This window comes from Aerococcus vaginalis (genome assembly GCF_053762225.1).
The window spans coordinates 112,249-128,286 of record NZ_JBSMYC010000003.1 but is presented as its reverse complement, the minus strand read 5'-3'; the positions used below and the strand labels follow the sequence as shown (position 1 = coordinate 128,286).

The 16,038-nt window shown below is 47.8% G+C and carries 17 protein-coding genes; 14 read left to right on the top strand and 3 right to left on the bottom strand.

What is annotated here, in order from left to right; genetic code table 11:
• The first annotated feature begins 4 nt into the window (after positions 1-4).
• The 6 genes from ACWOEX_RS04580 to mscL are packed head-to-tail and all read left to right on the top strand — an operon-like array spanning position 5 to position 3,842.
• Positions 5-361 carry an initiation-control protein YabA gene (locus ACWOEX_RS04580; protein ID WP_455298325.1) on the top strand — a complete coding sequence of 119 codons (357 nt, stop codon included), beginning with the start codon at positions 5-7 and terminating at the stop codon, positions 359-361.
• Positions 337-1,122, top strand: coding sequence for a tRNA1(Val) (adenine(37)-N6)-methyltransferase (locus ACWOEX_RS04575; RefSeq protein WP_455298323.1), 786 nt, complete (start codon positions 337-339; stop codon positions 1,120-1,122). Before ACWOEX_RS04580 ends, ACWOEX_RS04575 begins: the two co-directional genes overlap by 25 nt.
• The gene (locus ACWOEX_RS04570) at positions 1,109-1,435 is read left to right on the top strand and encodes a GIY-YIG nuclease family protein (protein WP_455298321.1); all 327 of its coding nucleotides are present in this window, start codon (positions 1,109-1,111) and stop codon (positions 1,433-1,435) included. Before ACWOEX_RS04575 ends, ACWOEX_RS04570 begins: the two co-directional genes overlap by 14 nt.
• A gap of 2 nt (positions 1,436-1,437) precedes the next feature.
• Entirely contained in the window at positions 1,438-2,316 is an 879-nt protein-coding gene (gene rsmI / locus ACWOEX_RS04565) for a 16S rRNA (cytidine(1402)-2'-O)-methyltransferase (RefSeq protein ID WP_455298320.1), read from the top strand.
• A gap of 27 nt (positions 2,317-2,343) precedes the next feature.
• A complete protein-coding gene (locus ACWOEX_RS04560; RefSeq protein WP_455298319.1) occupies positions 2,344-3,372 on the top strand; it encodes an ElyC/SanA/YdcF family protein in 1,029 nt (342 codons plus the stop codon).
• 26 nt (positions 3,373-3,398) lie between these two features.
• Positions 3,399-3,842 carry a large conductance mechanosensitive channel protein MscL gene (gene mscL / locus ACWOEX_RS04555; protein WP_455298317.1) on the top strand — a complete coding sequence of 148 codons (444 nt, stop codon included), beginning with the start codon at positions 3,399-3,401 and terminating at the stop codon, positions 3,840-3,842.
• Positions 3,843-3,988: 146 nt separating this feature from the next.
• On the opposite strand, the gene ACWOEX_RS04550 is transcribed toward mscL, so the two are convergent.
• Genes ACWOEX_RS04550 through ACWOEX_RS04540 form a run of 3 tightly spaced genes read right to left on the bottom strand, consistent with a single transcriptional unit; the run spans position 3,989 to position 7,312 of the window.
• Positions 3,989-5,077 (bottom strand): hypothetical protein, encoded by a 1,089-nt coding sequence (locus ACWOEX_RS04550; RefSeq protein ID WP_455298316.1) that lies wholly within the window; start codon positions 5,075-5,077, stop codon positions 3,989-3,991.
• 12 nt (positions 5,078-5,089) lie between these two features.
• On the bottom strand, positions 5,090-6,430 hold the full coding sequence (locus ACWOEX_RS04545) for an HD domain-containing protein (protein WP_455298490.1): 1,341 nt from the start codon (positions 6,428-6,430) through the stop codon (positions 5,090-5,092).
• 30 nt (positions 6,431-6,460) lie between these two features.
• Entirely contained in the window at positions 6,461-7,312 is an 852-nt protein-coding gene (locus ACWOEX_RS04540; RefSeq protein ID WP_455298315.1) for a lipoate--protein ligase family protein, read from the bottom strand.
• Positions 7,313-7,403: 91 nt separating this feature from the next.
• On the opposite strand from ACWOEX_RS04540, the gene ACWOEX_RS04535 reads away from it, so the two are divergent.
• The 8 genes from ACWOEX_RS04535 to purB all read left to right on the top strand — a co-directional run bounded on the left by ACWOEX_RS04535 (position 7,404) and on the right by purB (position 15,923).
• Entirely contained in the window at positions 7,404-7,865 is a 462-nt protein-coding gene (locus tag ACWOEX_RS04535) for a DUF1934 domain-containing protein (RefSeq protein WP_455298314.1), read from the top strand.
• Between the two features lie 46 nt (positions 7,866-7,911).
• Positions 7,912-8,499 carry a DNA-directed RNA polymerase subunit delta gene (gene rpoE, locus ACWOEX_RS04530; protein WP_455298313.1) on the top strand — a complete coding sequence of 196 codons (588 nt, stop codon included), beginning with the start codon at positions 7,912-7,914 and terminating at the stop codon, positions 8,497-8,499.
• A 258-nt stretch (positions 8,500-8,757) separates the two neighbouring features.
• Positions 8,758-9,810, top strand: coding sequence for an ABC transporter ATP-binding protein (locus tag ACWOEX_RS04525; protein WP_455298312.1), 1,053 nt, complete (start codon positions 8,758-8,760; stop codon positions 9,808-9,810).
• Complete coding sequence (locus ACWOEX_RS04520) at positions 9,807-10,706, top strand: carbohydrate ABC transporter permease (protein WP_455298310.1); 900 nt, start codon at positions 9,807-9,809, stop codon at positions 10,704-10,706. The genes ACWOEX_RS04525 and ACWOEX_RS04520 overlap by 4 nt, the downstream gene beginning before the upstream one ends.
• 11 nt (positions 10,707-10,717) lie before the next feature.
• Positions 10,718-11,545 (top strand): carbohydrate ABC transporter permease, encoded by an 828-nt coding sequence (locus ACWOEX_RS04515; protein ID WP_455298308.1) that lies wholly within the window; start codon positions 10,718-10,720, stop codon positions 11,543-11,545.
• A 42-nt stretch (positions 11,546-11,587) separates the two neighbouring features.
• Positions 11,588-12,904: an ABC transporter substrate-binding protein gene (locus ACWOEX_RS04510; RefSeq protein ID WP_455298307.1), complete on the top strand. Its 1,317-nt coding sequence runs from the start codon at positions 11,588-11,590 to the stop codon at positions 12,902-12,904.
• A 26-nt stretch (positions 12,905-12,930) separates the two neighbouring features.
• Positions 12,931-14,499: a bifunctional metallophosphatase/5'-nucleotidase gene (locus tag ACWOEX_RS04505; protein WP_455298305.1), complete on the top strand. Its 1,569-nt coding sequence runs from the start codon at positions 12,931-12,933 to the stop codon at positions 14,497-14,499.
• A 128-nt stretch (positions 14,500-14,627) separates the two neighbouring features.
• A complete protein-coding gene (gene purB / locus ACWOEX_RS04500) occupies positions 14,628-15,923 on the top strand; it encodes an adenylosuccinate lyase (protein WP_455298303.1) in 1,296 nt (431 codons plus the stop codon).
• The last annotated feature ends 115 nt before the right edge of the window (positions 15,924-16,038 follow it).

Below are 16,038 nucleotides of genomic sequence, written 5' to 3'. Positions count from 1 at the left end.
CAGCATGTCACCGAAAGAAATTTCTGAGAAACTCGATCAATGGCAGGATAATCTGACACAGATGACGTCAGAGACGAGCACCTTGATCGAAGAATGGCGCGCCTTGGTGATTGAGAATCAGGATCTCAAAACCGAGAATCGCTATTTGAGAGAGCGTGTGCAGGAATTAACGGCTGAAGCCGAGAAGGAAAACCAACAGCAGAAGAAGGACACACTGACACCGGCATTGCAGAACCTCATGAATATCTACGAGGATGGCTATCACATCTGTAATATTTCTTACGGTCAGCGCCGTGAGAACGATGAGCAGTGTATGTTCTGTTTGGAGATTTTACAATGGAAACATTCCAAGAAGAAATGAACAATAGCGACGTTACCCTCAAGGATGGCGAACGTCTCGACTATTTACCGGGTAGCGACTTAAAGATTATTCAAAGCGATGCGACCTTTGCGTTGTCGACAGATACGATGTTTCTCGGTCGTTTTGCGCATGTGCGATCACCCAAAAATCAACGGGTGATCGATTTTTGTACCGGGACGGGTGCGATGCTTTTGATGTTGTCAGAAAAAACAGCCGGTCAGATTGAAGGTATCGAATTACAGACGAGTATTGCGGATATGGCGACGCGTACGGTCGAAGTGAACGGCTTGTCGGATCAGATTCAGATTCATACCGCGAACATCAAGGACACAAAGGGTATGTATCCGCCGAACAGTATCCACGTGATCACCTGCAATCCGCCGTATTTCAAGCATTTCGAAGCGTCCAAAATCAATACGAACACACAGAGAGCGATCGCGCGTCATGAGATTGAAATGACGCTCGCTGATGTCTTTGAACAGAGTGCTTATTTACTGCGTGACAAGGGCAAACTCTGCCTCGTCCATCGTCCCGAACGCCTGACAGAAATGGTACGCCTCGCGGATCAGTACGGCTTCGGGATGCGTCGGCTGCAGTTCATTTATCCACGCGCGGGGGAACCAGCCAATACGATGTTGGTAGAATGGATGAAGGCGGGACGTGAGAACGGAGCGAAGATTTTATCACCAATCACGGTCTACGCGGACAAGACGCAGGAATACACCGAACAAGCAAAGGCGATCCTCTATGGCAACGCCTAAGTACTATTACACTTATGTGCTCGCCTGTGCGGACGGGACGCTCTATACCGGCTACACCACGGATCCGGATCGTCGTGAGCAGGAACACACGACGGGACGTGGCGCCAAGTATACGAAACCGAAACGGCGTCGACCGTGTCACATGCTACTGACGAAAGCATATGAGACGAAGCACGACGCCATGTCCATGGAGGCGAGATTCAAACGCCTCTCGCGCAAGCAGAAGGAACAGGTGCTGCGAGAACACGGCGTGAAACAAATCAGTTATCAGAATCCAGAACGTATCGATTTACCAGTAGAAGGGGAAGATTAGGCGTGTTTATCCAAAAAAGTTACGACGAAGCCAATACTGGCTGTTTATATCTCGTACCGACACCGATCGGCAATCTTTCAGATATGACGTTCCGTGCGATCGATACGTTACGTGATGCGGATCTCATTTTAGCTGAGGATACCCGTCACACGCGCAAATTATTGACACATTTTGAGATTGATACGCCGATGCAGAGCTTCCACAAGTTCAATACCGAAGAACGCCTGCCGGAAGTGATCGAACGCCTCAAAAATGGCGCTGTACTCGCGCAGGTGAGTGATGCGGGGATGCCGATTATCTCCGATCCCGGCCAAGCGCTGGTCGAAGCCTGCGTTCGTGAAGAAATTCCTGTAGTCCCACTCCCCGGTGCCAATGCGGGGTTGACTGGACTGGTGGCTTCGGGATTATCCGGCGAGCACTTTACGTTTGTCGGATTTCTCCCTCGTCAGAAAAAAGCGGCGCGGGAGTTGCTGGAGCGCTATCAGAATGCGCAGGATACCCTAATTTTTTACGAGTCGCCGCATCGGTTGAAAGATACGCTGAAACGTTGTGCAGCTGTTTTTGGTGCGGATCGCAATGCCTGTGTAGCGCGTGAGCTCACAAAACAATATGAGATGTTCTATCGTGGCACGTTGCAAGAGTTGATGGATTACAGTAACGACGTCAAGGAAGTTAAAGGCGAAATCTGTCTGCTTGTTTCAGGGAATGCTCATGCTGTCGTTGTGGATGATCTCGCTGAACAGCACGATTTGCCGTATGAAGAACAGGTGGCGTGGGTTATCGAAAACGAAGGACTCAAACCCAAAGAAGCGATCAAACGTGTCGCTAAGAGTAATCAAGTGCCGAAACAGACCGTGTATGCGGCCTATCACCATATTTAGTGATGACAGCGAATAAGGAGGCGTCACGTGTTATATTTAATCGCTACGCTATTAATATTAGTGGCGCTATCGCTAGCGATCGTCGCACCGCGCAACTTATGGGATACGTGGATTGCGAGTATCGGGCTATTGATTCTGAGCTATGCGATTGGACAGTCGATGTATGGCCCAGAACATCCGCTCGTTACCGCTGTGATCGATACGATGGATATCGTCGTTCGCTATACCGCGCCGATATTCGTCTTAGTGGTTGGTGTTTTAATGATTTTCTCCGCACTCGCGCTCTATCGCTCCGAGGAAAATCCCTTGCAGCTGACACTCGGTTTAATTCTCGCCTTAATTTTGATGGTGACCGCCATGGTGACCTATTATCTCCTGCTATTTGGGAATTTTTTCGAGCGTTACGAGTGGTTGCACGTTTCTGATTATGTGCTCGTCTACTACGGACTGATTCTCGTCAATTTTCTCGTTAATACACTCAGGCTCTGGCTCTTCTCGAATGAGGAACGACAAGATTACGTGTTAGTGTTGGGGGCGCGCATCAATCCGAGCGGTCGTTTGAGTCATACCATGCAGAGTCGTCTCGATACGGCGCTCGCTTACGTTGAACGCCAACGTTTCTTCCATCAGCACGTGCCATATGTCATCGTTTCTGGGGCGGCGACTACCGAGGGCATGTCCCTGACTGAAGCTGAGGTGATGCGTGATTATCTGATCAAACAAGGCCTGCCGCCCGAAAAAATTTTGATGGAAGAACAAGCCGAAGATACGCACGGGAACTTCTACTATGCGAAACAGATTGTGAAACAGCGCGAGCATAATCTTGATACGGTTCATGCCGTTTTTATTACTAACACTTTTCACTTATATCGTAGCCAAATTTATAGTAATATGGAGCGCATGTATCGCATGAGTGGTGTCGGGGCGCCGACCAAATTCAAGCGATGGATCGTCAATGGCACGCGTGAATACGTCGCATTATTATTTATGCATAGAAAACTTCACTTAGCCATGACTTTAGTGTTATTATTTTTAGGCTTATCCGTGTATCAATAACTTGAGAAAGGATGAAAAGTAGAAAAATGTTACAGGATTTTAAAGACTTTATCGCAAAAGGTAATGTTATCGATATGGCAATCGGGGTTGTTATGGGATCTGCGTTCACCGCCATCGTTAACTCCATGGTATCTGACTTGATTACGCCATTGATCGGTGTTGTGTTGGGGCAGATCGACCTCTCTGGCTACAGCGTGGAATTCATGGGTGCGACATTCGGTGTCGGTAACTTTGTGAACGCTGTAATCTCATTCTTGATTATTTCATTGGTATTATTCTTTATTGTGAAGGGTGTCAGTGCATTGCAGAATGCTGGTCACCGTAACGAAGAGGTTGTCGAAGAACCAACCATTTCTAACGAAGAAGTATTGTTGACGGAAATTCGTGATCTCTTGAGCCAAAACGGTGGCGTTCAAGCGAGTAAAACTGACGACGCAACACCAGGCAAAAAAGCGAGCACAAATAGATAAGTTTAATCAAAACAGTATTCAAATTTCGGACAATCCCAAACATTAGCGCACGAAAGCCATCGTTCTGGCTCAGTGCGCTTTTTGTATGCAAAAAAAACTGATGAAAACCATTTTTTGGTTGCTCATCAGTCAGTAATGGATCACTTTTAGTTATCGTCTTTGTCTGAAGCTTCGTCATCCGCTGACACTAATTTGTCAGCACTGATTTCTTCTGTGGTGGTTTCAACGCTCGTTTCAGTGTCTGATTCTTCAGTAGTCACGTCTTCGTCTGTTGCCTTCTCAGTAACGTCAGTGTCGCTGACATCAGTTGATTCAGTTACGGATTCATCGTCTGTATTTTCCGTTGTTTCAGTATCAATCTCTGATATTTCAGCTTCAGTTTCGTTTGCGTCATCAGTTTTTGCAGTGCCTTCTTCAGCCGTCACTTCGACAGTGGTAGCGGCTTGCGCTTTGATGGCTGCTTTTTCTTTTTTGATTTTTTCAGCGTTGCGGGCACGATTATCGATGTAATTCTGAATATAATCAGCGACTGGAATATAATCGGTAAATACCTTGATCAATAACAGGATCAATGCGATACCGAAGATTAACCAGGCGGGTACTTCAACCACGAACACGCGATAGTAGAGCGTGAGAAACGGCAAAATCACGAAGAATATCGCCGTCACAGCGAGTCCGACGATACGAATGATATTGTACGTCTGCTTCCAGTGCTTACCGAATGCGGAGTGGAAGAGCCACTGTGCGAATAACGTGGCAGCGAGAAAACCGAGCGCCGTCTGGAGTGAAAGGCCGAGAATGCTGATCGGGACGGGCATTGAGAGACCGTCCGCCACACTGCCGTACCAGAAACCGCCACGAATCGCTTGGAAGAGTGCGTATAAAAACAGCACCGATCCGATGAAGATGGCTGTTGTTTTCGCCACAGAGGTTGCATGAACGAGCGGTTGATTGGTTTTCGTATAACGCATGATCGCGCGTCCGTAAGCTTCCGGCTGACGTTTGAGTTTGACTTCTGGTTCGATACCATGTGCTTGGGCATTTTCCAGACGACGGATCAGTTTCGCTAACTCCTGCTCATTAGCAAGCGTGAGATCCGCATTTAAATAAATATAGGCCTGACATTGCAAGTAATACGTCTGCCACGGATCGGACAGACGCTGGGCACGCGCATGATTTTTCTTTGTGAGTGCCTGCATCTCAGGCGAGGACGTTTGGATTAACGGCTTGTGCAACAGGGTGCCTCCTTAATCAATAGTGTGTAGTTTGCCTTGACGGGTGAGCGCCCAGAAACGACTGAGCGGTTGATCCAACATGATGTTCTCCGCCACACGTGATCCCGACACGAGTTCATTCGGGAAAAAGACGCGTGCGTCACCGAAACGTTGACCGCTGAACGCTTGAACGAGCGGACTCAACGTCGAGAGTTCGTGGACCGTGCCATCCTTCTCGATCAATTCGATCGGCGGCTTCGCATCTGCTTTCGTGTCCGGTTCCGGATGATACGGCGCATCGAACGCTTGGTGCGAGGCGAAGTAGTAAGTCGTATCGTAGCCGAGTGCTTCGAGTGTCTGACGCAGATCGATGACGGCATGTTCTTGTGTTTCTGGCTTAAAAATCACTGATTTGAACGGTTTACGATCGAGCACACGTTTGGCGAGATCGGTCAACACAGGATCATCGCTCGTCTCTAACCACTGTTTGAAGTACGTCTCCATGACGGAATCGTCGAGGTTCAAGTAGTCTGCGAGCGTCCAATCATTTTCAAAAAACGGCACCAAAAACGGTGACATTTCTCTGAAGTAGGTGCGATGTTCTGGATATAGCATTTTAGCACGTTTTAAGAGCTGTGTGAGTAAAATTTCCATACTGCGGATGACTGGATGGAAGTACACCTGCATGTACATCTGATAGCGACTCACGATGTAATCTTCGACCGCATGCATGCCGGAGACTTTGAAACGAATACCGTCCGCATATGGCTGTATCGTCCGCAAAATACGCGTGAGGTCGAATTTGCCGTAGCTCACGCCCGTGTAGTAGGAGTCGCGCAGCAAGTAGTCCATGCGATCCGCATCGATCTGGCTGGATATCAACTGTACGACCTGACGATTCGGATAAGTATGGTTGATGACCGAAGCGACTTCGTTCGGGAACGAGCTGCTGACACCCGCGAGCACTTGATGCACTTCGGTATGCTCGTTCAGGATAATTTCTCGCGTGATCGCTTCATGATCCGTCTCAAAAATTTGCTCGAACGTGTGCGAAAAGGCACCGTGTCCGATATCATGGAGTAACGCTGCACACAATGTCACCAAATTTTCGCGGCTATCCCAACCGTCCGTCCGTTCTGCCGTTTTCGGATGATTGCGTTCAAAATGGCTCGTAATATGTCTGGCAATTTCATAGACGCCGAGACAGTGGCTAAAACGATTGTGGAACCCACCGTGGAACACGTAACTCGCATAGCCGAGTTGCTTGATGCGGCGTAGGCGTTGAAATTCGCGCGTATTGATCAAATCGAGAATAACCTGATGTTGAATATGAATATAATCGTGGACAGGATCTCTGAAGACTTTTTCAGAGATCGCACTGAATACTGGATTGATCGTCATTCATTATCCCTCCGTTTGTTGTTTGAGACGTTGGTTGCGTTGAAATTCGCGCTGGAGATAGGTCGCATAGTCGATTTCTTCCGGTGCGATATAGCTGACAGCCGGTGCATCCATAGCGAGCATCTGATCGAGCATCTGATCGGTGAATGTATCGAGCGATGAGAGTGCCGGTGCGTAATTTTCGAGTGTCGCCATGACGTTCGGATCGACATCTGGATAGTGGATGCGCGTTTCTTCGCCTTGTTTCCCTTTGTCATAGAAGGCTTTAATTAAATTCGCACGAGCGTCCTGATCACCAGTGAGAGAGATATACATGTAAACCCCGATCGCATTGCCGACACGACGCTGGGCGAGACCGGCGATTTTCTTGCCACCGATACTGAGGTCGTAACGTCCCGGGCAGTATGATGTCGGTACTTCGCCGGTTGTGACGTGCTGATGGTAGGGCGCCAGCATGCGACTCACGAGATCTGTGATAAACTGATAGCCTTGGTCGAGCGAGGGACGCTTGGCTTTTGCATTGAAGAGTAGCGTCACGTTCATCACCTCAGGATCTCCAACTACGGCCAGTCCGCCCGAAGACCGAACAAGTGGGTAGTAGTTCTGATCGCGGAAGACGGACAGCGCCTCATGGAAATGCGGTAAGCGCGTATCCTGCATGCCGAGAAAAATGGTCGGCTCACATGGCCAGAAGTGCAACACCGCGTCACTCGGGAACGTTTCATCATCCAATTGGTGCAGAATCGCATCATCAATCGCGAACGTGCGCTTGACGGAGGATTGGGATTCAAAACTTTTCACGACCGCCAATCTATAACTTGTGTCGTCAATTGTGATATAGTCATTCAAAAGCATGCCAATTCCTCCCTATTCTAAACGCTATCAGTATAGCATATTTATCACAAACTGGGCGGATAATTGCTGGACAAAGGAGAGTAGATAATTCATGACACGATCACTCATTAAACCGATCGCAGTAACGTTGTCGGGGCAGAACGCGATGACGCAGGATAAACAGACGGACACTTTTCCAATCGAAGGAGAAGGACGTTTTTACCGGGTGAAACAGGCCGACTACATCGAATACCAAGAAAAAACGGAAGAAGGCGCCGTTGTTGCTGTGAAGTTGAAGATTACGCCGAACGAAGGCATGGAAATTACCCGCGAATCGACGGGGATGACCGCCAAAATTCCGCTGTTTCAGGATGCGGAACGAAACGTTGTGAAGTACACGCTAAAAGGCTATGTGCCACTGTTCTTCGAAGCCGAAGTGAGTCAGTTCGAACAAATAGAGGGTGAGGAACCTGGTGAAGTAGCCTTGAAATGTGCCTACCAATTAACGGATGATGAAGGAAATGTGACGGGATCCTACAAGTTAGAATTGAAAACTAGCCCGAAACTATTGTAAAATAACTAAAGACTATGCGCATAGCACGATGAAAGGACGACATCTATTGCAATTACCACGTTTAGATGATCAAAATAAGAGTGAGCTCTCCTTGATCGAAGTAGCTCACGAAATTCTCTCAGAAACAAATGAAATTCATGAATTCTCCGCATTGCTCGAACGTATTCAGGAATACCTCGGACTCAGCACGGAAGAAATCGAAGCTCGTATGGTGGATTTCTATACGGAATTGAACACAGACGGCAGCTTCATCTCCCTCGGTGACAATCGTTGGGGATTGCGTTCATGGTACCCGGTTGACGCTATCAACGAAGAAATCGTGAGTGAATTGGACGACGATGAATTTGTGGCTGACCACGAAGTGCATCACTCTGACAATGACTCCTTCTTCGAAGATGAAGACGAGTACGATGAAGAACACGAAGATGAAGACGACTACGAAGGTGGTCGTGACGATGAAATCGACCGTGAGAGCGATAGCGATGAGGACGACGAAGACGACGAATTACGTTCTTACCGTCGCGACCTCGAAGAACTCGGCGAAGATGGCGATGATATCGACGACGATGATTTAGAAGACGGCCTCGAAGGTGACTTGACGGTCATTGATGAGGATGACGAAGACGACGAATAGTCTCTCGTGAGATGAAGGGCGCGGTATCGCGTCCTTTTTGTATGTGGAAATAGTGAGATAAAATTCACAATAATAGATATCACAAACACGATCAATAAAACAGAAAGCGGGAATGCCTAGTGCACACCCGCTTTTCTTTTTATCGTAAAAAAACATTATACCGCTATTTGTGCAACTTTTGAAGACTGTGAATTTATTAAAAAATTAACTATAATTAAAAGGATAGTTAACGTTTGCATACAAACGAGGAGGGGAACAGTGGAAGTAAAATTTAAGGACGTGTCGATGGTATACGACGGCTCGGACAAGCGCGTGCTCGATCACATCAATTTCACAATTGAAGATGGCGAGCTCGTGTCGATCTTAGGGCCTTCCGGTGGTGGGAAATCAACCACGCTGATGTTGATTGCGGGATTGATTTTTCCAACTGACGGACAGATTTATTTCGACAATGAGGATGTGACATCGCTCGATGCGGTGAAACGTAAAGTCGGAATGGTATTCCAGAACTACGCCCTCTATCCACATTTGAACGTTCGAGACAATATCGCTTTTCCGTTAAAAATGGCGAAAAAGTCGAAGGAAGAACGTGTCGAGGTGGCGGAACGCCTCGCGAAATTGGTACGTGTCGAGGAACATCTCGATAAGAAACCGGGACAGCTTTCCGGTGGGCAGCAGCAACGTGTGGCGATCGCCCGTGCACTCGCGAAATCACCGAGCTTACTGTTGATGGACGAACCGCTCTCTAACTTGGATGCGAAATTGCGTATTGAAATGCGTGAAGAAATTCGTCGTATCCAACAAGAGACGGGGATTACTACGATCTTCGTTACGCACGACCAGAACGAAGCCTTGAACATTTCAGATCATGTCTTGGTTCTGGAGAAAGGGGTTATTCAACAGACGAGTGCGCCGCAGGAACTGTACGAGAATCCAAGCAATCGCTTCGTGGCAGAATTCTTGGGGACACCTGAGATTAATACGTTCAGCTATGACGATTCGCAGATTCTCTTGATGAATGCGGGGATCTCTGATGCTGAACGTCAATTGGTCGATTCTGTGGCGATCCGTCCTGAGCATTTACATCGCGCAACAATGAATGAGGCGGTATTATTTGAGGGAGAGGTCGTTCACCTCTCGCATATCGCCCGTGAACGCGAAGTGCGCGTTGAAATGCCGGGTGGACAGATCGTTCGCATGGTGGACTTGCCAGTGATCGATTTTACGGTCGGCGATAAGATTCAAGTGGCCGCAGATGCCGGAAGCATTCTCTGGTTCGATCAAAATGGCGAGCGGGTGATCCCATCATGATGACGAAGCAGAAGGCGAGTTGGGGTGACTCCTTCCGCGCCTACATCTACCTCGTACCGATGATGGTGATCTTAGCGATTTTCAAATTTTATCCGATTTTTAAATCGTTAGCGCTCGCGTTCTATGAGGACTACAACATCTTTACCGGTGAAGTCGGTAGCATGGGAATGGCGAACTTCCAATTTTTGTTCAACGATCCCGAGTTCTACCTCGCACTGAAGAACACGTTTATCTATGTGTTCGTGGTGACGCCGATATCGATTCTGTTGTCATTGGCGATTGCGGTCATGATCAACCGTATCGGCAAATTTCGCGGCTTCTTCCAGTCGATCTACTTCCTACCGTTCGTCACTAGTACGGTAGCGATCTCGATCGTCTGGCGTTGGCTCTATCACTCGAACTACGGATTAGTCAACTACTTCTTACAATTGATTGGTGTAGATACAATCCAGTGGCTGACTGATCCGCAGTGGGCGATGGTGGCAGCGATTATCATGGCGATTTGGAAAGGACTCGGTTTCAACATCCTGCTGTTTTTGGTGGGGTTGAACAACATCAATCCAACCTACTACAAAGCGGCGCAGATCGACGGTGCGAACAGCTGGCAACAGTTCAGAAATATCACCGTACCGCTATTGGGACCAACGCTGTTCTTAGTCACGATCAATGCGATGATCAATAACTTCAAAGTGTTCGATGAGATCTACGCTTTGTTCAACGGACAGCCGGGACCGTCTAACAGTATGGTTACGATGGTGTACTATCTCTACCAGAAGTTCTACGCCGAGTTCAACTACGGTGTCGCTTCAGCAGCGGGGATCGTGCTCTTTGCGATTGTGTTGGTGTTCACTTTAGTACAGTTAGCGATCAATCGTCGCTTCGTTCATTACCGATAGGAGGATGACTGATGAAAAATAAAAACCATAAGAAATTTATTTTTACGCACATCCTGTTATTTATCGGTGGTTTGACGATGATCCTGCCGTTCTATTGGATGTTGGCGACCTCTTTGAAGTCACCAGCCGATGCGGTCGCCATGCCGCCCGTCTGGTTGCCTATCCCGCCGCGCATTTCGAACTATTTCCGTGCGCTGCAGGTGGCACCATTCGGTCGTTATTTGGTTAACAGTTTGATCGTCACTGGGCTCAGTACATTGGGTGAGGCGATCACCTCCATTCTCGGAGCATTCGCCTTCTCGCGCTTGAATTTCAGAGGAAAGAATGTGCTTTTCACTGCCATTCTCGCCACAATGATGGTGCCGGGTGAACTGTTGATCATTCCAAACTTCGTCACGTTGTCGCGTTTGAACTGGATCAATACGTACATGGCATTGATCGTGCCGTGGATCGCGAGTGCATTTTCTGTATTCCAGCTCAAACAGCGCTTCGAGTCGATCAGTGACGAGCTGTACTATAGTGCCAAGATCGACGGCTGCAGTGATTTCAACTTCCTGTGGCAAATTCTCGTTCCGATGAGCCAGTCGTCCATTATCACGATGATCATCCTGAAAGTTATCGCGTCTTGGAACGATTTTATGTGGCCATTATTGGTAACCAACGAACAAGAGATGCGTACGTTACCAGTCGGGTTGCAGGCGTTCACGACGGAATCGGGAACCAACTTCGAGCTGTTGATGGCCGCATCAGCACTCGTTATCATTCCGATGGTGGTGTTCTATCTCATCTTCCAGAAATACATTGTCAAAGGAATTTCAACAACAGGTACAAAGGGTTAGTAAGTAGTTAGTGTTATCGATTTGTAGAAAGGAACATTTCGAATGAAAAAGTTTTTCAAACGCGGCTTGTTAACGGCAGTGAGTGGGTTATTACTCGCTGCATGTGGTAGTGGTCAATCAGCAAACGGTGGCGATGCTGCAACGGCTGATAGTGGTAATGGTTCAACAACTGAAATTACTTTCTGGCATGCCATGAACGGTGAGCAAGAAAAAGGATTGCAGAAATTAACCAGTGACTTCAATGATTCACAAGATCAGTACGAAGTGAAATTGCAGGGTCAAGGGGACTATACCGCATTGACACAGAAAGTCATGGCTTCCGGTGCTTCTGGTAGTTTGCCAACCATGTCCATGGCTACCCCATCAAACATTCCGGACTGGACAGGAAATAACTTACTGAAACCGATGGACGAATTATTAACCGAAGAAAATGGCTTCGATCAAGCGGTTAAAGACGACATCTTCCCAGGATTTTTGAAAAGTGTAAACTACAATGATAAAATGATGGGCTTGCCATTCTCCAAATCCGTCCGTGTGATGTATGTTAACCACGACATCTTGGACGAATACGGCGTTGATGTCCCACAAAGTTGGGAAGATATCAAAGCTTTAGGTGAGATGATGCAAGAAAACGGCGATGACCGTAAAACGCTTGGATTAGAAGAACGTGTCGACATGGAAGTACAAACCATGGCGATGCAGAACGGTGCTGAATGGATTTCTAAAGACTTACAGACGGTTGACTTAGGTGGAGATCAAGCCGTTGAACCAATGCAATTCGTTGTCGACGGTATTGAAGCTGGCTGGGCACGTACAGCTGGTGAAGACGGCTACATCACGACACCATTCGGACGTGGTGAAATTGCGGTTGCTTTCGGGTCCTCTGCAGGATCTAGCTACATTCAACCGCTCGCTGAAGAAAACAACATGAACTGGTCAGTTGAAGAATTACCAGTTTACGGCGACGGCAACCCATTGACACTCTTAGCAGGTAACGATTTAGTTGTCTTCCAAACAGCTTCCGAAGATGAACAAAAAGCGGCTGTTGCGTACATGAACTTCCTGTTACAACCGGACAAAACTGCTGAATGGGCGATCGCTTCTGGCTACAGCCCAGTCACTCAGGAAGGTATCGACAGCGACGTCTACCAAAACTTCTTGGATGAAAATCCACTCTATCAAGCACCAGCTAAAGAAGTAGAATACGCTGATGCACAATCATTATTTGTTGGTTCTAACGAATACCGTGACGCTTGGAAGAAAGTTCAAGACCAGATCATCTTAGAGAAGAAAGATGTGAAGGAAGGTTTAAGCGAATTACAGGAAGAAACCAAACAAATTATTGAAAGTAAAAATTAATCAGCTAGAAATGGAATAGGATTGGCATGAAGTTAACGATTTTAGAGACGAGCGATATCCACGGCTACCTCACGGCAGATAGTGATATCAATAAAGGACACTTTGAAGACTACGGTATGACGCGCGTGGCGGCGAAGATTCAGGAGATTCGCGAACACAGCGATCATCCGGTGATTTTGATCGATAATGGTGATACGATTCAGGGTTCGCCATTCGCAGCGTATCAGCACACGATCGAACAGACACCGCAAGCGATTACCGACGTCTACAACAAACTCGCCGTTGATTTCTGGGTGCCGGGTAACCATGAATTCAACTTTGGGATGGACTATTTAACCACCGCCAAAGAACAATTCGAATCCCAGACACTCTGCGCTAACATTTTGAATCAACAAGGTGTGCCAGCACTCGGGCAGCCGTATGTGATTAAGGAAATCGAGGGTAAGCGTGTTGGCTTTATCGGTATGACGACGGCGTACATCCCACATTGGGAAGAACCGGAACATATCGAAGGGTTGACGTTTGAATCAGCTTTGGAAACGTGCAAGCGTTGGGTACCATACCTCAAGGAACAGCGCGACTGCGATGTCATTATCGTGAGTTACCACGGTGGATTAGAATGCGATCCCGAAACGGGTGAACCGACGGAAACCGCAACGGGTGAGAACGAAGGCTACGCGATTGCGACGAGCGGGCTTCCGATCGATGTATTGTTTACAGGACACCAACACCGCGAAATTGAAGCGGAGATCGATGGCATTCCGGTATTGCAGCCGGGGACACGCGGTCACCGTTTGAGTCGTGTCGATATTAGGATTGAAACTGATGAAAACGGTGAGGTTCAGACGACCACCACGCATCAGTTGATCGATTGCCGCGAAATCCCAGAGCACGAAGGCTTGAGAGAGTCTCTCAAGCCGGCTGTTTCAAACGTGCAGAAGTGGCTCGACTTACCGTGCGGCAGTGTGAAGGAGGACTTTGTCGTAACAGGTGGCTTGTTCGACGCCCAGATTCACGGAAACCGTTACTTCGACTTTATCAATCAGATTCAGATGGAGACGATGGGGACGGAAATTTCTGCGACCTCAGGCTTCAATGATAATGTCAAAGGCTTCAGCGGTGAAGTCTCAATGCGTGATGTACTGCAGAACTATCCATACCCGAACAAGATCGTGACGTCGAAATTGACGGGAGCGGAACTGAAAACCATCCTTGAAAAGAACGTTGAATACTTCATTGTGGATGCGAACGGTGAGATCGGCATTAACCCCGACTACATTTCACCGAAGTATCAGGCGTACAACTTCGACTTCTATACGGGGATCGACTACACGGTTGACGTCTCCAAACCGGTCGGCAGTCGTGTGCAATCCGTAACGTTCAAAGGCGAAGAAATTACAGACGATCAGGAACTCTTGATCGCCTACAACCAATACCGTGCGGGTGGCGGTGGTGATTTCCCAGTCTTTGATCAGGAACATATCGTCGACAAAAACGAAAACGAAATGCCAGACATTATTGCGCGCTATCTGAGCGAAAATTCCCCTGTTGACTTATATGTCAGCGGCAAACTTGAATTATTAAACGGTCAGTAGGATGACTATTGGAGTGTATCTTTTCCTCGTGAAGAGATGCACTCTTTTTGTTTTGAACGGAAAATAATAGGTGGTTATGCTAAAATAAAGCGGCTACGTTAGTTAAGCAATAGGGAGGATTTATTGACATGATTGATCGTTATACGCGTCCGGAAATGGGCAACATTTGGTCATTGACGAACAAGTACAACACCTGGCTCGAGGTGGAAGTATTGGCAGTGGAAGCGTGGGCAGCACTCGGTGAAGTGCCACAAGCCGACGCTGAAAAAATCCGCGCCAACGCCACGTTTATGACGGAACGCTGCCTCGAACTCGAAAAGGAAACGAAGCACGACATGGTCGCATTTACACGTACCGTTTCCGAATCGCTCGGTGACGAGAAGAAATGGATTCACTACGGTTTGACGAGTACCGACGTGGTAGATACCGCACAGGGCTATCAACTGAAACAAGCGAATGCCATCATTAAGGAAGACTTGGACAAACTTCTCGCTGTCCTCAAAGACATGGCGCTCGAATACAAAGACACCATCTGTATGGGACGTACACACGGGGTGCATGCAGAACCAACCACATTCGGGATGAAATGTGCGCGTTGGTACTCCGAAGTGAATCGTGACATCGAGCGTTTCGAACGTGCGGCAGCGGATGTCGAAGCCGGTAAAATCTCCGGTGCAGTCGGAACCTTTGCGAACGTACCGACCGACGTTGAAAAATACGTCTGCGAACACTTGGGCATCCGTGCACAGGAAATTTCAACACAGGTGCTACCGCGCGATCTCCACGCTTTCTACATCGCAACGATGGCGCTGATCGCTACCACTGTTGAAAATATCGCAACGGAAATTCGCGCCCTCCAAAAATCTGAAGTCCGCGAAGTCGAAGAATATTTTGCGAAGGGGCAGAAAGGGTCGAGTGCGATGCCGCATAAACGCAACCCGATCAGTTCCGAAAACGTGACGGGACTCGCACGTGTCATTCGTGGACATATCGTCACCGCTTACGAAGATGTTTCGCTCTGGCACGAACGCGACATCTCACACTCATCCGCAGAACGTGTCATCCTCGCAGATACGACGATTGCGCTCGACTACATCTTGCATCGTATGACCAATATCTTAGAGAATTTGACCGTCTTCCCAGAAAACATGAAACGCAATATGCAGGCGACGCACGGTTTGATCTTTAGCCAGCACGTGATGCTTGAGCTCGTTTCGAAAGGCTTATCGCGTGAAGAAGCGTACGACCTCGTGCAGCCACTGACGGCGAAGAGCTGGGATGAACAGCGCGACTTCCGCGAACTTGTGGAAACGAACGAAATCATCCAACAACACCTAACTTCGGAAGAAATCGTGACTGCCTTCGATCCAATGTATCACCTCACCCGTGTCGATGAGGTCTACCGTCGTGTCGGTTTACAATAAAAAACGTATTTTTACATCTATATAAAATAAAATATTAGCAAATTACGAACGTTTTTACAGAAAATTAACAAAAAATATGAAAAATGATAGATTTTAGCAGCAAAATACGTATAAT